The organism is Nesterenkonia sp. AY15, assembly GCF_022565855.1.
GTDB lineage: Bacteria > Actinomycetota > Actinomycetes > Actinomycetales > Micrococcaceae > Nesterenkonia.
Map to the genome: position 1 here is coordinate 473,026 of NZ_JAJOYV010000001.1, position 17,228 is coordinate 490,253.

A 17,228-nucleotide genomic window follows, 5' to 3' on the forward strand; every position below is an offset into this window, starting at 1 on the left:
CACACCCCGAGGCGTGAACCATGACACAACTGGCAACCGACCGTGACCAAGCGGTAGGTTTGTCATGATGTCCCCCTAGTGTGTCTGATAAGGAGACCCATGACTGAGCAGTCTTCTGCCCGCCTGAATTATCAGGGGGGAGATCTGGAACTACCCGTGCATTCGTCCGTGGAGGGCAATGTCGGTCTCGGTATCGCACCGCTGCTGAAGACCACCGGCGCTGTCACCTATGACCCCGGCTTCATGAACACTGCGAACGCGCAGTCTGCGATCACCTACATCGATGGCGATGAAGGGATCCTGCGCTACCGCGGCTACCCCATCGAGCAGCTGGCCGAGAAGTCCAGCTTCCTCGAGGTCTCCTACCTGCTGATCTACGGCGAGCTGCCCACCCAGCAGCAGCTCACCGATTTCGACACCGTCACCCGTCGGCACACCCTGCTGCACGAGGAGCTGCGCGACTTCTTCGGCGGCTTCCCCCGTGACGCGCATCCGATGCCGGTGCTCTCCTCCGCGGTCTCGGCGCTGTCCACCTATTACCCGGACTCGCTGGATCCCTTCAACAAGGATCACGTGGAGCGCTCCACCTACCGGATGCTCGCGAAGGTCCCCACCATCGCGGCCTACGCCTACAAGAAGTCCATCGGCCAGCCGATGCTCTACCCGGACAACAACCTGACCCTGGTCGAGAACCTGCTTCGCGGCTGCTTCGGCGTGCCTGCCGAGCAGTTCGAGCTGGACCCCACCATCGTCAAGGCCCTGGACACGCTGTTGATCCTGCACGCGGACCACGAGCAGAACTGCTCCACCTCCACCGTGCGCCTGGTCGGCTCCTCGCAGGCGAACCTCTTCGCCTCGGTCTCCGCCGGCATCAACGCCCTCTACGGCCCCGCCCACGGCGGCGCCAACGAGGCCGTGCTGGGCATGCTGCGCCAGATCCAGTCCGGCGACGTCAGCCCCGAGGCCTTCATGGAGAAGGTCAAGAACAAGGAAGACGGCGTCCGGCTCATGGGCTTCGGCCACCGGGTCTACAAGAACTACGACCCGCGCGCCCGCGTGGTCAAGGGCATCGCCGATGATCTGCTGGCCAAGCTCGGCGGCGACGACGAGCTCTTCGACATCGCCCAGCGCCTGGAGCAGAAGGCGCTGGAGGATGACTACTTCATCGAGCGCAAGCTCTACCCGAACGTGGACTTCTACACCGGCCTGATCTACAAGGCGATGGGCTTCCCGGAGAAGATGTTCACCGTGCTCTTCGCGCTGGGCCGGCTTCCCGGCTGGATCGCCCAGTGGCGCGAGATGATCGAGGATCCGTCCACCAAGATCGGACGGCCCCGCCAGATCTACATCGGCGAGCCCGAGCGCCACTACCCCGGAGTCTGACCCTCCCTCCCGTCGTCGAGCGGCGGATTCTCCGACCATCTGAGCGCCTTTTCGGCCTCAACCGGTCGGAGAATCCGCCGCTCAACGCGGTTAAGGGGTCAGCGGCGGGAGAAGCCGATGACCACGGCGTCCTCGCTGACCGTCTCCGCGCGCTCCCAGCGGCCCGAATCGCGGTGCCACTCGTAGGCGCCGGCGTGCACCGACTGGACCCCGTAGGTCTCCGCGGAGGCCACGGCCCACTGCGCCACCAGCCATTCCGGCTCGCTGTGCTCGGTCGCTGGGTCCTCGGCAGCGCCGTCTGCATCATCTTCGGTGGCGCCGGCCTCGTCTTGGACAGCGCTGACCGAGATCCGCACCACGGCTGATTCGCCGGAGCCTTCCACGGCCGCCGCCTCGGCGCCGAGCATCCCGGACAGCGAGCCCTGGAGCTCACCGCGCAGCCCCTCGGCGTCCGGGCCGGGGACTTCGATCTGGCTCAGCTGACACGTCATCACCATGGGCTGCAGGCCGGTCAGCGGTCGGGCGAAGGCCCGGGCCAGCTCCTCGTGCTGCGGGTAGAACGTCGGGTTCTGCGGTCGGCCCAGCGCCTCGGCGACCTGCTCGAGTCCCAGGTCGGGCGACCATGCACCCTCACCCTCGCCGTCGCCGTCGCGGCTGTCGATCAGCCGGGCGTAGAAGTCTTCGGCGGTGATCGGGGTGGAGCTGGTGGCTTTCACCGCGTCCCACTGCGGGCCGCCGTCGGCGAAGAGCACCGGCGACGGCGGAGCCTGCCCCTGCTCGGAATCAGCAGCCTCCGCCTCGTCGCCGTTCTCCGCCTCCTCGGCGTCTTCCTCCACAGGGTCTGCCCGGTTGTCCAGGTTCGTCTCCTGCAGCGAGATCGCGATCGCGTCGGTGGCGGCCTGAACCGGCAGCTCCAGCTCCGCGGCCGCGGCGGCGAGCTGCGCAGCCGAGTAGGTCTGCGCCGGGGTGAGCCGATGCTCCATCTCGCCGACCGTCACGGAGCAGCGTTCATCGAGGAGATACTCGTTCTCCTCGATCAGCTGCCAGGCCCCGTAGCCGGTCGCGCCGACGGCGGCCGCGACCACGGTGATGGCCGCGACGGCCTTGACCCGACGACGGCGTCGGTGCACGGTGCGGGTGACGGTGATGGGGCGATCAGCGCGGGGACTCATCCAGACCTTTCAGCTCTGGGTCGACTCGGCGTCGACCCGGTGTCGGCTCAGTTGCGGTGCAGGGCAGCGTTGAGCTCGACCTTCTGGCCCTTGCGAGGCACTGCCTGGACTGCGCCGGTGACGGAGTCGCGGCGGAAGAGCAGGTTCGGCACGCCGGAGAGTGCCGAGGCCTTCACCGTGTCCATGACGGTGCGGTCATCGGCGAGCACCGAGATCTTGGTGCCGGCGGTGACGTAGAGCCCGGCCTCGATGACGCAGTCATCGCCGACCGAGATGCCCACACCGGAGTTCGCGCCCAGCAGCACGCGCTCACCCAGGGTGATCTTCTCCCTGCCGCCCCCGGAGAGGGTGCCCATGATGGACGCGCCGCCGCCGATGTCGGTGCCGTCGCCGACCACGACCCCGGCGGAGATGCGGCCCTCCACCATGGAGGTGCCCAGCGTGCCGGCGTTGAAGTTCACGAAGCCCTCGTGCATCACGGTGGTGCCCTCGGCCAGGTGCGCGCCCAGGCGCACCCGGTCCGCGTCGCCGATGCGCACACCGGAGGGGGTCACGTAGTCCACCAGGCGGGGGAACTTGTCGATCGAGTGCACGCTGACGTGTCCGCGGGAGCGCAGCTTCAGCCGGGTGGTCTCGAAGTCGGCGACCGCGCAGGGCCCGAAGTTGGTCCAGACCACGTTGCTCAGGTGACCGAAGATGCCGTCGAGGTTGATGGTGCGCGGTTTGACCAGCCGGTGGGAGAGCAGGTGCAGGCGCAGCCACACGTCGGAGGCGGAGCTCGCCTCGGAGTCGAGGGCGGACTCCACGGAGACCACCTGGGTGGTGACCCCGCGGTCAGGATCCTCGCCGGTCGCGGCCTGCAGGGCGGCGATCAGCTCGGCGTCGTCGTTCTCGGACAGGGGGGCCATCACAGGGCGCGGGAACCAGGTGTCCAGGACGGTGCCGTCGGTGGTCACCGTGGCGAGGCCATGGCCGGATGCGGTTCGAATGTCAGTGCTCATGGCACCATCCTACTTTTTCCGGCGCTGGAGCCCAGGAGCGTCCTGTTGCGGGTCCCATGCGCGGGGGCGTTCGCCTAGGCTGGGCGGATGGATATCCGTGGACTGCTCTCCGGCGACGTCGCCGCGCTCACCGAGGCGATCATCGGCTGCGAATCCGTCTCCGGCGACGAGACGGCCCTGGCCGACGCCGTGGAGACCGCGCTTCAAGACCTGCAGGGCTTGCGCGTGCATCGCGACGGCGACACGATCATCGCGCGCACCGAGACCGGTGCGGCGCAGCGGATCATCCTCGCCGGGCACCTGGATACCGTGCCGCTGCCGACCACTCCGGGCTCCCGCGGCACCGTCCCGCCGCGCTGGGAGCAGACCGAGGGTGTAGACGTGCTCTACGGCCGCGGCGCCACAGACATGAAGGGCGGTGTGGCGGTGCAGCTGAAGCTCGCCGACGACGTCGCGGCGCGCCTGGCCGCGGGAGGCTCCCTGGACCGCGACATCACCTGGGTCTTCTACGACCACGAAGAGGTCGAGGCCAGCAAGTCCGGGCTGGGGCGGGTGCTGAACCGCGTGCCGGAGCTGCTGGACGGCGATTTCGCGGTGCTGCTGGAACCCACCCACGGCGTGGTCGAGGGTGGCTGCAACGGCACCTGCCGCTTCGAGGTGACCATCCCCGGGGTCGCCGCGCACTCCGGGCGGGCCTGGATGGGGGAGAACGCGATCCACGGCACCGCCGGGCTGCTCCGGGTCTTGAGCGAGTACGCGCCACAGACCATCACGGTGGAGGGCCTGGACTACCGCGAGGGGCTCAACGCGGTGCGGGTCCGCGGCGGGGTGGCCGGAAACGTCATCCCGGACTCCACCGTGGTGGAGATCAACTACCGGTTCGCCCCGGACAAGACCGAGGAGCAGGCCCACACCCATGTCCGCGAGGTCCTCGCCGAGGCCGGAATAGGCGCGGCTCAGCAGAAGGTGACCGACAGCTCCGCGGCCGCGCGGCCAGGGCTGGACCATCCCGCGGCCAAGGCGTTCATCGACGCCGTGGGCGGAGAGCCGATGCCCAAGTACGGCTGGACCGATGTGGCACGGTTCTCGGCCAGGGGCGTCCCGGCGGTGAACTTCGGCCCCGGAGACCCGCTGCTGGCACATTCCGACGATGAACACGTCACCGCGCAGGCGCTGCGCGACTGCCACACCGCGCTGCACCGCTGGCTGCTGGACGGCTGAGCTGCGTGGGTCTGGACGCCTGAGCTGCTGCGCCGCCACGGCAGCCCTCGGAGCGGATCCTCTAAGCTGATTTCATGACCCAACAGCAGACCGCCAGCACTCGTCCAGTCGCCCTGATCACCGGGGCTTCCCGCGGGATCGGCAAGGCCATCGCCGCCGAGCTCGGCCGGGACCACCACATCCTGGTCGGCGGGACGAACCCCGAGACCGTGGACGCCGTGGTGCAGACCCTGCCCAGCGCCGAACCGTTCCTGCTGGACCTGACCGACCTCGACGCGATCGCCCCCGCGCTGCAGGCCGCCGGGCTCGCCCGACTCGACGTGCTCGTCCACTCGGCCGGACTCGCCTGGATGAACCCGGTCGCGGAGACCTCTCCGACGCAGTTCCAGGAGATGTTCACCGTCAACGTCTTCGCCGTCGCGGAGCTGACCCGCGCCGCGCTGCCGCTGCTGCGCGAATCCACCGGACAGGTGCTGAGCATCAACTCCGGGGCAGGATTCACCGCCGGACCCGGAAGCTCGCTCTACTCCGGGACCAAGTTCGCGCTGCGTGCGCTCACCGACGCGCTGCGCGAGGAGGAGCGGGGCCGGGTCAGGGTCACCTCGATCCACCCAGGCCGGGTGGACACCGACATGCAGGTCGCCCTGCAGGAGTCCATGGGCAACGAGGACTACGACGGGGGCATCTACATCTCCCCGCAGGCGATCGCCGAGGCGGCGCGCACCGTGGTGGACATGGAGGACGCCTCCATGGTGGAGAGCATCTCCATCCGCCCGGTGCAGAGATAGCAGGGAAGACGTGACCGACCTGCGCGTCACCGAGCTCCCCGAAGAACTGCTCGATGCCGCCGTCGGGCTCTGGCAGCAGGCCGGGCTCACCCGGCCCTGGAATGACCCGCTTGAGGACTGCCGGCGGGCCCTCACCGGAGAAGAGTCCACGGTGCTCGCAGCGCTCGACGCCGCGGGGGAGCTGGCCGGCACGGTGATGGTCGGCCAGGACGGTCACCGCGGCTGGATCTACTATCTCGCCGTCGACCAAAGGCATCAGGACCAGGGGCTCGGCAAGGCGCTCCTGGCCGGGGCCGAGCACTGGCTGCGCGGGCGCGGGGTGCCCAAGCTGATGCTCATGGTCCGGCAGGAGAACGCAGGCGTCCAGGACTTCTACCGGGCGCTGGGCTACACCGACCAGGACACCGTGGTGCTGGGCCGCTGGCTGGACACCGAGCTGGATTGACGCCCGGCTGCCCGACGGCTGAGCCTCAGCGTCCGGCGGGAGGCGTCCAGGCTCGCAGCTTCGCGATCAGGTCCTGCGGATCGGTGCTGATCACCAGTGCCGCGCGGCGCCAGGCGGACATGAAGCCCTCATCGACCATATGGTCCACCATGGCCAACAGCGGATCCCAGAATCCCTTGACGTTGTAGAGCCCCACCGGCTTGGCGTGCAGACCCAGGTACTGCCAGGTCCACACCTCGAAGAACTCCTCCAGCGTTCCCATGCCGCCGGGCAGCGCGATGAAGCCATCACCGAGGTCCACCATCCGGGACTTCCGGGTATGCATGTCGGGCACGATCTCCAACGAGGTCAGCCCATGATGTCCCACCTCGCGTCCGATCAGCACCTCGGGGATGATCCCGTGGACCTCGCCGCCGGCCTCCAGGGCCGCATCGGCGATCTGCCCCATCAGGCCGACCTTCCCGCCGCCGTAGACCACGCCGATGCCGGCCCCGGCCAGCGCGGTGCCGAGCCGGCGGACCTCTTCGGTGTAGTCGAGATCAGCTCCGGAGGCGGAACCGGTGAAGACCGTGAGAGCATTGAACCGCGGGGCAGGGGCAGTCGCTGGGGTGTCGAGAGATACAGGCGTCACGGATCTATGATTCCACAGCGATTTCACAGCGACCAGGAACCCCTGTTAGACTTTCGTAGTCGCAATCCTCCATAGCTCAACGGCAGAGCACTCGACTGTTAATCGAGCGGTTGTTGGTTCGAATCCAACTGGGGGAGCAGATTCGCCCTCGCCCTCACGGGCGGGGGCGTTTTTCATGTCATAGTGTGCTTCGTGCGACGCTGTCCGTGACGGGGCCGCTTCGATGATGCAAGGCTGTCCCGCCGCCCTGACCTGGTGAACCTGATTCGGAGACTTGATGAGCGCCCCTGAGACGAAGACCCACGACATCGCCCGGCTGATCATCTCCTGCCCGGACCAGCCAGGGATCGTGGCGGCGGTCTCGGAGCTGATCGCCGAGGTCGGCGGCAACATCATCAGCCTGGACCAGTACTCCACCGGCGTGGAGGACGGCCGATTCTTCCAACGCACCGTGTTCCACCTGCCCGGACTCGCCGCGGCGAAGCCCGCGGTGGAGCAGGCCATCCAGACGAAGCTTGCTGATCGCTTCTCCATGGACTACTCGCTGGCAGCGGCAGATCAGCCCAAGCGGGTGGCGATCTTCGCGTCCAAGACCGACCACTGCCTGCTGGATCTGCTCTGGCGGCACCGCCGCGGTGAGATCCCGATGGACATCGTCATGGTCATCTCCAACCACGCCGACCTCGCCGAAGATGTGCGGCCCTTCGGGATCCCGTATTTCCACGTGCCGGTGATCAACGGGGACAAGGCTGCGGCCGAGGCCCGGCACCTGGAGCTGCTGAAGGGCAACGTCGACATGATCGTGCTCGCCCGGTACATGCAGATCATCTCCGAGGACTTCCTCGAACATGTCGGGGCTCCGGTGATCAACATCCACCACAGCTTCCTGCCCGCCTTCATCGGCGCCGGCCCGTACCAGAAGGCCGCTGACCGCGGAGTGAAGCTCATCGGCGCCACTGCCCATTACGTGACCAAGGACCTCGACGAGGGTCCGATCATCGAGCAGGACGTCATCCGGGTCTCGCACAGCGACGACGTGGCCCAGCTCACCCGCTTCGGCGCCGACGTCGAACGCGCCGTGCTCTCCCGTGCGGTGAAGTGGCACTGCGAAGACCGGGTCATCCGCAACGGCAGCACCACGATCGTCTTCTAGCTCTTCTCCTCCGTCGAGGGGCGGATTCTCCGGGTGCCTGACGGGCCGGGAAGCCCAGACTGGCCGGAGGATCCGCCTCTCAGCGAGAAGAGGGAGGGATCAGGATTCGAGGTTCTTCTCGCGCTCGGTGGAGGTGACCTGGATCTTGCGCGGCTCCTCGGTGGCGTAGACCCCGGTCACGCGGACCGTGAGCACGCCTGATTCGTAGGTCGCGGAGATCGCGTCACTGGAGACCTCGCCCGGCAGGGTGATGGTGCGGGAGAAGGACCCGTAGCGCACCTCGCGCAGACCCTCGGCCTCGGTCTCGCTGCGACGCTCCCCGGACACGGTCAGCGTGCGTCCGGTCAGTTCGACCGCGACGTCCTTGTCCGGGTCGATGCCGGGGAGGTCGGCGCGCAGGACCAGGTCCTCACCCTCGCGATGGGCATCCACGGCGGGCACGAAGCCGGCCTGGCGCTGGGCCGCATCCATCGAGGGAGTCCGCATGCTGCGGAAGACATCGTCGATCAGGGCGAAGGGGTCCAGACGGGTCAGAGAGTTGTTCATAACGGCAATCAGCTCCTTATGCTCATCGCTCTATAGGACTGGGTCAGTGCCTTGCGGCGTCGGTTCCTGTGGAACCCACACCCAGTATATTCCCAAGTTGAGCATGATGCACTCAACTTTTTCGACGGATTGGACAACGATTCGAGCACGGGCTTCTGTCGCAATACAGGCCTCCGCAGCTGAGGCTCACCTCCGCCGGGCCACCCGGTTCGATTAGAGTGCCGGGGTGTCCAAGTCAAAGAAAACGCGCATCCAGCACGTCCTGGCCGTCGAGGCCAAGAAGCAGCTCAGTCCGCACATGATCCGGCTGGTCCTGGGCGGACCCGGGTTCGAGGCGATCGAGTTCAAGTCCGTGGGGGAGTCGCCTGCCACGGACCAGTACATCAAGCTGCTCTTCCTTCCGCAGAGCGCCGCGGAGGCCGCGCAGCTGCCCGAGGGTCTGGACCTCAGCCGCCCCTATGACATGGACGCGCTGCGCGAACAGCTGCGCACCGAACAGATGCCGGCGACCCGGACCTACACCATCCGCCACGTCGACCATGAGAACTCGCAGATCTGGGTGGATTTCGTGGTCCACGGCGAGGAGGGCCGCGCCGGAGTCTGGGCGAAGAACGCGCAGATCGGGGAGCAGATCAGCTTCTTCGGGCCCGGGAGCGGCTACGCTCCGCGCGGGGAGGCTGAATGGCACCTGCTGGCCGGTGACGAGGCCGCGCTGCCCGCGATCGCCTCGGCGCTTGAATCGATGGCTGAGGACGCGCGCGGGGTCGCCGTCGTCGAGGTCCGTGACGCGGCCGAGCGCCAGCCGCTGGATGTCCCCGCAGGGATGGACCTGGTCTGGCTGCACCGCGAGGCCGACTTCAGCCCGGAGACCACGATGCTCGCGGAGTACCTGGAGGAGCTGGCCATCCCGGAAGGTGATGTGCAGGTCTTCGTGCACGGCGAACGGGCCCAGATGAAGCGGATCCGCCGCATGCTGGTGGATCAGAAGGGGCTGGAGCGCAAGGCGATGTCACTTTCCGCATACTGGGCGAACGGCCGGATCGAGGACCAGTTCCAGGCCGAGAAGCGCACCCCGGTGGGGCGGATCGAGGACTGAGCGGGGTCCGCAGAGCGGAGCAGCGAGCCAGGGAGACCAGGAACGACGACTCCGCCCATCCCGCGTCGGCTCAGCCCGCCACCCCTGAACTGGTGCCGACCACCAGGGCGAAGACCAGGCCGACCGCCAGCAGCAGCATCGTGATCGCCGAGCACACGCCAGCCCGCTCGCGGTGCCCGGCCAGTCGCAGGTCCGCACGGTCACGCATGGACCCGGCGAGCAGCATGATCAGGTCGAGCAGCGTCCAGGTGAAGATGATCGTGATGCAGAGCAGCCCGAGATTCGCGGATCCTGAGACCATCAGCGCGACGGCGGCGATGCTCACCAGCACCATCAGCGACGCCGTCACCGGGCGGTTCAGATACCATCGATGCGCCCCTGCGGGCCCCATGAGAAGTGTCAGGAGCCAGGCGATCACAAAACGTTTCTCCGAGGTGGGCTGGCTCTCGTACGCCCGCTGGTCAGCCTCGGTGTAGGTGTTGGCATAGAGCTCTTCGAAATCGTACTGGTCAGCCATGTTCTCAATCGTATAGGTGGTAGTTTGTAGTGAACTGAACACCCACCCTCGAGCACCATCTCTCTTATGGAGGCGCAGTCTTGTCTCAGCCCGGAACCGGCCGCACAAAGGGCACGGCGCCCCGTACGTCGCTGCTCGATGTGATCAAGGTCGTACTGCGACTCGGCCCCAAGCAGATCAACGACGAGATCCAGCTGGCCATCGGCCAGATGAAGACCAAAGGTGTGGCCGCGGGCATCGCCGTGGCCCTCATGGTCGTCGGCGTCGTCTTTCTCACCTTCCTCGTGGTGGCGCTCATCGTCGCCGCCGTGGCCGCGTTCGCGCTGATCTTTGAACTCTGGGCCGCCGCGCTCATCGTGGCCGGCATCTTCTTGCTGATCGCGCTGATCTTCGCGCTCATCGGGCTGCTCAAGTTCCGCAAGACGCTGCCGCTGCTGCCCGAAGACGCCATCCGCGGCTTCCGCCTCGATCTCGGAGTGGCCCGCGAAGGCACCCGCTTCGATCCGCAGAGCCTGGATCAGGCGGATTCCGAGAAGCGTCGGCAGAAGGAAGAGTCCAAGCGTCAGGCGGCCGAACAGGCCAAGAAGGACGCGAAGACTCCCGGCGCCGGTTCCCCGACACCTCCCACCTACAGCGAGCTGCTTCGCCGCACCGGCCTGCGCCGCGATCACCTGGCCTCGCTTCAGGACCAGATCACCTCCAGCACCCGAACCATCGCCGAGAGCGTCAAGGACCGGGCTGAGAACGTCAAGGACAAGGCCGAGAGCATCGGCTCCAAGGCCCGCGGCGGTTCCAAGCCGAAGCCCAAGGCCGACCGCGGCTCCTCCGACCGGGTCGGGCCCAAGCCGAAGACCCTCGGTGCCGCCGGTGAGCCGGTACGCGTCCCACCCGCCGCCGAGCCCAAGATCGAGGGCGTCCCCGCCGCCGCAGGCCAGGAGTCGGGCGCACACGCTGCCGGAGAGTTCGTGGCTGCGCGGTGGAAGCCGCTCGCCGTCGTCGCTGGTTCTGCTGCTGCAGGTGCAGTCTTCCTCCGCGAGCTTGTGAAGAAATAAACTGCCCCGGTGAGACTGATCGGTGCCGGAACCCAGGATGGTTTCGAGTACACCATGCGCGAGACGTTCTGGACCGCGCCCAACATCGTGACCGTGCTGCGGGCCCTGCTGATCCCCGTGTTCGTCTGGCTCGTGGCGCAGGACCAGTACATGGCTGCGTTCTGGGTGCTGGTCGTCCTCTCCAGCACTGACTGGATCGACGGGTACATCGCCCGACGCTTCGATCAGATGTCCACGGTGGGCCAGTGGCTGGATCCGTTGGCGGACCGGCTCGCACTGATCACCGTCAGCGCCACCCTGGCCACCTTCGGCATCGTGCCGATCTGGGTCGTGCTCGCCGTGGTCATCCCCGACCTGATCCTCTCGGTCAACACCTATCTGCTCTTCAAGGGACCACCTCCGCTGAAGGTCACCCTGCTGGGCAAGCTGCGCACCGCGTGCCTGCTGATCGGGCTGCCGCTGGCCCTGCTGGGTTCCACCGGGATGCTGCGCGAGGGCCTCATTCCTGACATCGCCTTCGTGCTGCTGGCGCTCGGCGCGGCGATGCATATCATTGCTTCAATCGACTACTTCATCAAGGCCCGCCGCGAGGCGGCGCGGCTGCGCGGCGAACAGGCCCGCCCGGACACCGAGGAGGATTCGACCGCCTGATGATGAACCACGTGCCCGCCGATGCTCGCCGTGATGAGCCGGGGGAGAAGCCTGCCGGGGAGCCCGCAGAGAAGCCCGAAGAGAAGCCCGCGGAGATGCCTGAGGTGAACCCCGCTGAGCAACCCGGTGGGAAGCTCAGGATCCTGATCGCCGCCGACACGTACCCGCCCGACGTCAACGGCGCGGCGGTCTTCAGCCACCGGCTGGCGAAGAACATGGCGGCTCGCGGTCATGAGGTCCACATCGCTGCCGCGAGGACCAGCCGCGGCCCTGACATGGTCGAACACACCGACGAGGCCACCGTGCACCGGTTCCGGTCATTCAAGGCCCCGACCCACGAGTACATCCGGCTCTGCCTGCCCGGGCTGGTGGAGCCCGCCATGGGGCGGCTGATGGACGAGCTGCAGCCCGACGTCGTCCATGTCCAGTGCCACTACATGATCGGCAAGGCTGCGATCGATGCCGCCGCCGAACGCGGTCTGCGCACCATCGCGACCAATCACTTCATGCCCGAGAACCTGGACCCGTTCCTGCCCTTCCCTGCCTGGTTCCGCCGGATCGTGGCGAAGAACTCCTGGCGGGACATGGGCAAGCTGATGGGCAAGGCCGCCGTGGTGACCACCCCGACCCCGCTGGCGGCGCGGACCATGATGGAGCGGGCAGGATTCAAGAAGGTGCTCCCGCTCTCCAACGGGATCGACGTCGAGAACTACCGGCTGCGTCCCGGTGAGGTGCTGACCCCGCCCGAGAGGCCCACGGTGCTCTTCGTGGGCCGTCTGGCCGTGGAGAAGAACGTGGATGTGCTCATCGACGCGATCGGCAAGACCGATCCGGGGCTGGGGATCGGACTGGACATCGTCGGCGACGGCGAGCAGCGCGATCGGCTCGCCGCACAGATCCAGGAGCTGGGCCTGGACGATCGAGTGCGGATGCGCGGCCATGTCGACGAGGACGCGCTGCGCCGCGCCTACCTCGAAGCCGATGTCTTCTGCCAGCCCGGGACCGCTGAGCTGCAGTCGCTGGTCTCCCTGGAAGCGATGTCAGCCGGGCTTCCCGTGGTGCTCGCCGATGCTCTGGCGCTGCCTCACCTGGTGCAGGAGGGGGTCAACGGCTACCTCTTCGAGCCCGGGAACTCCGCACATCTGGCGGCACGGTTGGAGCAGCTGTTCACGATGAGCCCGGAACAGCGCACCGCGATGGGGGAGCGCAGTCGGGAGCGGGCGGGCCGGCACAGCCTCAACACCACGATGAACGCCTTCGAGAAGCTCTACCGCGGCGCGGACTGGATCGAGAGCAAGCACCCGCAGTAGCGGAGGCCTGCGTCTCTGCCGTCGCGTCTCTGCCGTCGCGTCCGCTGGCGAGGTCACTGTGCCGGGGTCACTCCGCCGGGGTCAGGCGCAGCAGTTCGGCGCCGTCGCCGTCTTCGATGATCCAGATGCTCCCGTCGGGGGCCTGCTCCACGTCGCGGATCCTGGCCCCCATGTCCCAGATCTCTTCCTCCCCGGCCTGATCGCCGTCGAGCTCCACGCGGACCAGTGCTTCACCCGAGAGCGCCCCCATGAAGGCGCTGCCGGTCCAGTCCTGGAACATCTCACCCTGGTAGATCATCAGGCTGCCGGGGGAGATGGAGGGGGTCCACCAGGCGGCGGGGGCCGCGAAGCCGTCCCCCTCGGTGTGGTCCGGGATCTCTGCGCCGCCGTACTGGGAGCCGTTGGAAGCCTCGGGCCACCCGAAGTTCTCGCCCGCCTCTAGCAGGTTCAGCTCGTCGCCGCCCTCGGGGCCCATCTCGGAGATCCAGAGCTCCCCGTCGGCGTCGAAGTCGATGCCCAGCGGATTGCGGTGACCATAGGTCCAGATCTCCTCGGTGACGTCCCCGTCCTCGGTGAAGGGGTTCTCCGGAGCCGGTTCGCCCTCGGGGGTCAGACGCATCACCTTGCCCAGGCCGCTGGAGAGATCCTGCGCCGGGTCGAGCTGCTGACGGTCCCCGGAGGTGACGAAGAGGTGCTCTCCGTCCGGGCTGAACGCGAGGCGGTGCGAGAAATGCCCTGCGCCGGAGGTCTTGGGGTCCTGCTCCCAGATCACCGTGAGGTCATCCAGCGTCGCAGTGTCCCCGGAGTCCACCAGCTGCGCGTGTCCGACGACGGCACCGGTGCCCGCCTCCGAGGCGTTGATCCAGCTCAGGTAGACGCGCTGACTGTCGTCGAAGTCTGGGGCGGCGACGACGTCGCCCAGGCCGCCCTGACCCTCGACGACGATGTCCTCGGGCAGGCCGCTCACGCTGATGTCATTGGCGTCCGCAGAGTCCTCCGGCGCGGCAGAGCCGTCCGCGCTGCGCAGGAACAGCTCGCCGTATCTGCTGGTGATGAGCATCTGCTCGGTCCCGGGCAGGAACTCCAGCGCCCAGGGGGCGTCATAGCTGCCCTGCTCTTCGATGCTGAACGGCGCAGCGTCAGAGTCGGGGCTCGGGTCCGCGTCGGGTGCTTCAGAGTTCGGTGATTCGGCCTCTGGTGATTCGGGGTCTGTGGATTGAGAGTCTGCCGCGTCGGTGCCGGTCTCAGCACCGTCGCCGGCTTGCTCCGTGGAGGGTTCGGCACAGCTGACGAGCAGCAGAGAGGTGAGGATTCCGGCAGATATCGCAGGTAGACGTCCCATGACCCGACCCTAGTTCAAGCGTGTGCCCGGCCGGAACGTATGACATAGGTCACGGTGGCTCGCCAGCAGACGTAGCCCGCCTGAACCTGACTTTCGACGGTAGGGCGTCTGGGACTTGAACCCAGGACAAAAGGATTATGAGTCCTCTGCTCTAACCAACTGAGCTAACGCCCCTCGGGTCCGCGCGCACGATGAAGAGTCGAGTCGCGAGGACACTCCGACATACTACCGAGCCTGCCCGCTCAGAGCTGAACCCTGACCGACGCGCGGGCCCGGGGGTGCTCCTCGGCCTGCACCTCCAGCGCCGTGAGCCCATGGTCGGCGGGGAGTCCCGCGACCAGCTTCTCGGCGATGTGCTCGATGATCACCTCGGTGGTGGTGAACTTCTCGGCGAGCTCGGTCACCTCGTCGAGGTTCTTATAGCGCAGCGGCTCCAGCGTGGCGGCGAGCAGCTCGGTGGCGGCCCCGATGTCCAGGACCACGCCGTACTCGTTGAGGCTCTCGCGGAAGAAGCTGGCCTCGATGCTCAGCGTGGCGCCATGGAGGTTCTGCGCCGGTCCGAAGAACGGGTCCTTCAGGCTGTGCGCGATCATGATGTGGTCATCGACGGTCAGGCGGAATCGGCTCATGGCTCTCCTAGGTGGTGGTGGATGGGAATCGTCGCTGCGCGAGCCTCACCCGAAGGCGTAGTGCGCGGCGAGCGGGTGATCGATCACGTGCAGGATCTGCTCCCGGGTCCAGGGCGCACCGGTGGCGACGTCCTGCATCACGGCAGGCAGCTCGGCCAGCGGCGAGTGCCCGCTGATCAGCATGTCGAAGCGGGAGTCGAGCAGGCCTAAGGCCATGGCGAGACGCTGGCCGCGGGTGCGGCGCATCCGCCGTGGGCCGGACACCTGACCGACCTGGGTCGCGACGATGCGAAGCCGGCGGGCATGGAAGTCGGCACCCAGCGGGATCTGCTGATCTCCGGTGCCGTACCAGGACTGCTCCACGACCACGGCGTCGTCACCGGCCAGACGCAGTGCGGTGGCGAGCCCTGAGGAGCTGGCCGAGCTGTGCAGGACCACATCGTTGTCGAGTCCAGCCTCCTCGGGGGTGACGGCGTCCAGGCCCAGGGATTCGATGAAGGCTCGCCGCTCGGCGTCGATCTCCACGACCTGCAGACGCTGCAGCGCCGTCTTCGAGGCCAGCAGCGCCGTGGTCAGCCCGATCAGACCGCCGCCGACGACGGCGACCCGGTCGCCGACCATCACGGGCCCCTCCCAGAGGCCGTTGAGTCCCACCTCGCCGATCCCGGCGAGCAGCGCCCGCTGCGGGGGGCAGTCTTCGGGGAGCACGTGGGCGGCGGACTCGGGGACGACGACATGTTCGCGGTGCCCGGCCAGGGTGAAGACCGTCCGCCCGATCAGCGCTTCGCTGCCCTGCCGGACCACCCCGACGTTGAGATAGCCGTGCGAGACCGGGAAGGGCAGCTCGCCGAGCTGGAAGGGGGCCTGCATGACTTCGGTGATGTTCGCGGGCACCTCGCCGCGGTGGACCAGCGACTCGGTGCCGCGGGAGATGCCGCTGTGCAGGGTCTCGATCAGCAGCTCGCCGGGGCGGGGCGACGGGAGTGGGACATCGCGCAGCGCCCCTGTGTCGGCGGACTCCGTCCAATATTGGCGAGAGGTTTCGGGAGTCTGGCCGTGGCCCTGGACATCCGCGCTGACACCGGTGAAACGCAACTCGCTCATGACACTCATCATGCCAGAGCCGTCCACTCCGTCGCCCCGTCGACGGCTGTGCCAGAATCGGCATGTGCTGAAGCTCTTCTTCGACTGCCGGTACACCCGGACCCAGGTCCACGACGGCATCTCCAGGTTCACCGCCTCCCTGGTGGAGGCGGCCGCCGAACAGGCCGATGTCACCATGCTGATCAGCGATCCGCAGCAGCTGAACCTGCTCCCAGCCCTTCCTCATCTGCAGATCTCCTCGCCGACCTCGGCTCGGGAGCCCTGGGTCGCCCGGCAGATCAATCCGCACCGCCCAGACGTGGTGTTCTCCCCGATGCAGACCATGGGGGGACGGGGCCGGAACTACCCGCTGATCCTCACCCTGCACGACCTGATCTACTACGCACACCGCACCCCGCCGCGGGATCTGCCCGCACTGGTGCGCCTCGGCTGGCGGGCCTACCACCTCTCCTATCTGCCTCAGCGGCTGGTGCTGAACCAGGCCGACGCCGTTGCGACCGTCTCCGAGACCACCCGCGGGCTGATCCGCCGGCACCGGCTCACCCGCAGGCCGGTGGAGCTGATCTCCAATGCTCCGCCCGCGGTCGAGTGCCCCCGCGAACCGGGCGCGGCGCCGACGAAGGAGCTCATCTATATGGGGTCCTTCATGGGGTACAAGAACGTCGAATCCGTCATCGCGGGCCTGAACCGGCTGCCCGGATACACCCTGCACCTGTGCAGCCCGATCCAGGCCGCCCGCGAGGCGCAGCTCCGCACCCTTGCGGCCGACCCTGAACAGCTGGTCTTCCACCACGGGATCTCCGACGCCGACTATCGCACCCTGCTGCGGCGGGCCAGCGCATTGGTGACGCTCTCCCAGGCGGAGGGCTACGGTCTGCCCGTGGTGGAGGCGATGGCCCATGGCACGCCCTGCGTGGTCTCCGACCTGCCGATCTTCCGCGAGATCGGGGGAGCGGCGATGGCGGAGGCCGGCACCCAGGTGGTCCCCGGGCAGGATGCTGAAGCCCTAGCCCAGGCGGTGCGCCGACTTCAGGACCCTGCCACCTTCGCCCGCGCCTCGATCGCGGCCCGGGCGCGAAGCCAGGAGTTCTCCTGGGCGGACTCGGCTTCAGCGCTGGTCGCGCTGGGGGAGCGCCTCGCCGGGCACGGGCGGGCGGCCCGGCGCTGACCCAGGTGGACTGTCTCGT

18 protein-coding genes and 2 tRNA genes are annotated in these 17,228 nt (G+C 67.7%); 11 read left to right on the forward strand and 9 right to left on the reverse strand.

Features of this window, described 5'->3' with window-relative positions; translation table 11 throughout:
- Positions 1 to 99: 99 nt before the first annotated feature.
- The gene (locus LSI54_RS02075; protein ID WP_241464017.1) at positions 100 to 1,383 is read left to right on the forward strand and encodes a citrate synthase; all 1,284 of its coding nucleotides are present in this window, start codon (positions 100 to 102) and stop codon (positions 1,381 to 1,383) included.
- A 98-nt stretch (positions 1,384 to 1,481) separates the two neighbouring features.
- Here the strand turns inward: LSI54_RS02075 and LSI54_RS02080 are convergent, their stop codons facing one another.
- Positions 1,482 to 2,555, reverse strand: coding sequence for a hypothetical protein (locus LSI54_RS02080; RefSeq protein ID WP_241477633.1), 1,074 nt, complete (start codon positions 2,553 to 2,555; stop codon positions 1,482 to 1,484).
- Between the two features lie 47 nt (positions 2,556 to 2,602).
- Complete coding sequence (gene dapD / locus LSI54_RS02085) at positions 2,603 to 3,556, reverse strand: 2,3,4,5-tetrahydropyridine-2,6-dicarboxylate N-succinyltransferase (protein WP_241464020.1); 954 nt, start codon at positions 3,554 to 3,556, stop codon at positions 2,603 to 2,605.
- An 87-nt stretch (positions 3,557 to 3,643) separates the two neighbouring features.
- Between dapD and dapE the strand changes: the two genes are divergently transcribed.
- From dapE to LSI54_RS02100, 3 genes are all read left to right on the forward strand, one after another.
- Entirely contained in the window at positions 3,644 to 4,777 is a 1,134-nt protein-coding gene (gene dapE / locus LSI54_RS02090; RefSeq protein WP_241477634.1) for a succinyl-diaminopimelate desuccinylase, read from the forward strand.
- A 74-nt stretch (positions 4,778 to 4,851) separates the two neighbouring features.
- Positions 4,852 to 5,565 carry an SDR family oxidoreductase gene (locus LSI54_RS02095; protein ID WP_241464023.1) on the forward strand — a complete coding sequence of 238 codons (714 nt, stop codon included), beginning with the start codon at positions 4,852 to 4,854 and terminating at the stop codon, positions 5,563 to 5,565.
- A 10-nt stretch (positions 5,566 to 5,575) separates the two neighbouring features.
- Positions 5,576 to 6,010, forward strand: coding sequence for a GNAT family acetyltransferase (locus tag LSI54_RS02100; protein ID WP_241477635.1), 435 nt, complete (start codon positions 5,576 to 5,578; stop codon positions 6,008 to 6,010).
- Positions 6,011 to 6,035: 25 nt separating this feature from the next.
- On the opposite strand, the gene LSI54_RS02105 is transcribed toward LSI54_RS02100, so the two are convergent.
- Positions 6,036 to 6,641 carry an LOG family protein gene (locus LSI54_RS02105; RefSeq protein ID WP_241464026.1) on the reverse strand — a complete coding sequence of 202 codons (606 nt, stop codon included), beginning with the start codon at positions 6,639 to 6,641 and terminating at the stop codon, positions 6,036 to 6,038.
- Positions 6,642 to 6,706: 65 nt separating this feature from the next.
- Between LSI54_RS02105 and LSI54_RS02110 the strand changes: the two genes are divergently transcribed.
- Positions 6,707 to 6,778: transfer RNA gene (locus LSI54_RS02110), tRNA-Asn, on the forward strand.
- Between the two features lie 140 nt (positions 6,779 to 6,918).
- Positions 6,919 to 7,794 carry a formyltetrahydrofolate deformylase gene (gene purU / locus LSI54_RS02115; RefSeq protein ID WP_241464028.1) on the forward strand — a complete coding sequence of 292 codons (876 nt, stop codon included), beginning with the start codon at positions 6,919 to 6,921 and terminating at the stop codon, positions 7,792 to 7,794.
- Between the two features lie 99 nt (positions 7,795 to 7,893).
- Here the strand turns inward: purU and LSI54_RS02120 are convergent, their stop codons facing one another.
- Positions 7,894 to 8,340: an Hsp20/alpha crystallin family protein gene (locus LSI54_RS02120; RefSeq protein ID WP_241464030.1), complete on the reverse strand. Its 447-nt coding sequence runs from the start codon at positions 8,338 to 8,340 to the stop codon at positions 7,894 to 7,896.
- 226 nt (positions 8,341 to 8,566) lie between these two features.
- On the opposite strand from LSI54_RS02120, the gene LSI54_RS02125 reads away from it, so the two are divergent.
- On the forward strand, positions 8,567 to 9,436 hold the full coding sequence (locus LSI54_RS02125; protein ID WP_241464032.1) for a siderophore-interacting protein: 870 nt from the start codon (positions 8,567 to 8,569) through the stop codon (positions 9,434 to 9,436).
- A gap of 70 nt (positions 9,437 to 9,506) precedes the next feature.
- Here the strand turns inward: LSI54_RS02125 and LSI54_RS02130 are convergent, their stop codons facing one another.
- Complete coding sequence (locus tag LSI54_RS02130; protein WP_241477636.1) at positions 9,507 to 9,953, reverse strand: TM2 domain-containing protein; 447 nt, start codon at positions 9,951 to 9,953, stop codon at positions 9,507 to 9,509.
- An 80-nt stretch (positions 9,954 to 10,033) separates the two neighbouring features.
- Here LSI54_RS02130 and LSI54_RS02135 point away from each other — a divergent pair, with 80 nt between their 5' ends.
- The 3 genes from LSI54_RS02135 to LSI54_RS02145 all read left to right on the forward strand — a co-directional run bounded on the left by LSI54_RS02135 (position 10,034) and on the right by LSI54_RS02145 (position 12,966).
- The gene (locus LSI54_RS02135) at positions 10,034 to 11,005 is read left to right on the forward strand and encodes a phage holin family protein (protein ID WP_241464035.1); all 972 of its coding nucleotides are present in this window, start codon (positions 10,034 to 10,036) and stop codon (positions 11,003 to 11,005) included.
- A gap of 9 nt (positions 11,006 to 11,014) precedes the next feature.
- A complete protein-coding gene (locus LSI54_RS02140) occupies positions 11,015 to 11,656 on the forward strand; it encodes a CDP-alcohol phosphatidyltransferase family protein (RefSeq protein WP_241470099.1) in 642 nt (213 codons plus the stop codon).
- 95 nt (positions 11,657 to 11,751) lie between these two features.
- Positions 11,752 to 12,966, forward strand: a complete 1,215-nt coding sequence (locus tag LSI54_RS02145; RefSeq protein WP_241477790.1) for a glycosyltransferase — start codon at positions 11,752 to 11,754, stop codon at positions 12,964 to 12,966.
- 67 nt (positions 12,967 to 13,033) lie between these two features.
- On the opposite strand, the gene LSI54_RS02150 is transcribed toward LSI54_RS02145, so the two are convergent.
- The 4 genes from LSI54_RS02150 to LSI54_RS02165 all read right to left on the reverse strand — a co-directional run bounded on the left by LSI54_RS02150 (position 13,034) and on the right by LSI54_RS02165 (position 16,041).
- A complete protein-coding gene (locus LSI54_RS02150; RefSeq protein WP_241477637.1) occupies positions 13,034 to 14,308 on the reverse strand; it encodes a PQQ-dependent sugar dehydrogenase in 1,275 nt (424 codons plus the stop codon).
- Positions 14,309 to 14,408: 100 nt separating this feature from the next.
- Positions 14,409 to 14,482 (reverse strand) — tRNA-Ile (locus tag LSI54_RS02155).
- Between the two features lie 68 nt (positions 14,483 to 14,550).
- Positions 14,551 to 14,937 carry a 6-pyruvoyl trahydropterin synthase family protein gene (locus tag LSI54_RS02160; protein ID WP_241464040.1) on the reverse strand — a complete coding sequence of 129 codons (387 nt, stop codon included), beginning with the start codon at positions 14,935 to 14,937 and terminating at the stop codon, positions 14,551 to 14,553.
- Between the two features lie 45 nt (positions 14,938 to 14,982).
- Positions 14,983 to 16,041, reverse strand: a complete 1,059-nt coding sequence (locus LSI54_RS02165; RefSeq protein ID WP_241477638.1) for a zinc-dependent alcohol dehydrogenase — start codon at positions 16,039 to 16,041, stop codon at positions 14,983 to 14,985.
- Between the two features lie 67 nt (positions 16,042 to 16,108).
- Here LSI54_RS02165 and LSI54_RS02170 point away from each other — a divergent pair, with 67 nt between their 5' ends.
- Complete coding sequence (locus tag LSI54_RS02170) at positions 16,109 to 17,209, forward strand: glycosyltransferase family 4 protein (protein WP_241464436.1); 1,101 nt, start codon at positions 16,109 to 16,111, stop codon at positions 17,207 to 17,209.
- The last annotated feature ends 19 nt before the right edge of the window (positions 17,210 to 17,228 follow it).

Coding starts and splice junctions, on each gene's coding strand:
- LSI54_RS02075 (WP_241464017.1), top strand. CDS start 100: ATGACTGAGCAGTCTTCTGCCCGCCTGAATTATCAGGGGGGAGATCTG.
- LSI54_RS02080 (WP_241477633.1), bottom strand. CDS start 2,555: ATGAGTCCCCGCGCTGATCGCCCCATCACCGTCACCCGCACCGTGCAC.
- dapD (WP_241464020.1), bottom strand. CDS start 3,556: ATGAGCACTGACATTCGAACCGCATCCGGCCATGGCCTCGCCACGGTG.
- dapE (WP_241477634.1), top strand. CDS start 3,644: ATGGATATCCGTGGACTGCTCTCCGGCGACGTCGCCGCGCTCACCGAG.
- LSI54_RS02095 (WP_241464023.1), top strand. CDS start 4,852: ATGACCCAACAGCAGACCGCCAGCACTCGTCCAGTCGCCCTGATCACC.
- purU (WP_241464028.1), top strand. CDS start 6,919: ATGAGCGCCCCTGAGACGAAGACCCACGACATCGCCCGGCTGATCATC.
- LSI54_RS02120 (WP_241464030.1), bottom strand. CDS start 8,340: ATGAACAACTCTCTGACCCGTCTGGACCCCTTCGCCCTGATCGACGAT.
- LSI54_RS02130 (WP_241477636.1), bottom strand. CDS start 9,953: ATGGCTGACCAGTACGATTTCGAAGAGCTCTATGCCAACACCTACACC.
- LSI54_RS02145 (WP_241477790.1), top strand. CDS start 11,752: ATGCCTGAGGTGAACCCCGCTGAGCAACCCGGTGGGAAGCTCAGGATC.
- LSI54_RS02150 (WP_241477637.1), bottom strand. CDS start 14,308: ATGGGACGTCTACCTGCGATATCTGCCGGAATCCTCACCTCTCTGCTG.
- LSI54_RS02160 (WP_241464040.1), bottom strand. CDS start 14,937: ATGAGCCGATTCCGCCTGACCGTCGATGACCACATCATGATCGCGCAC.
- LSI54_RS02165 (WP_241477638.1), bottom strand. CDS start 16,041: ATGAGCGAGTTGCGTTTCACCGGTGTCAGCGCGGATGTCCAGGGCCAC.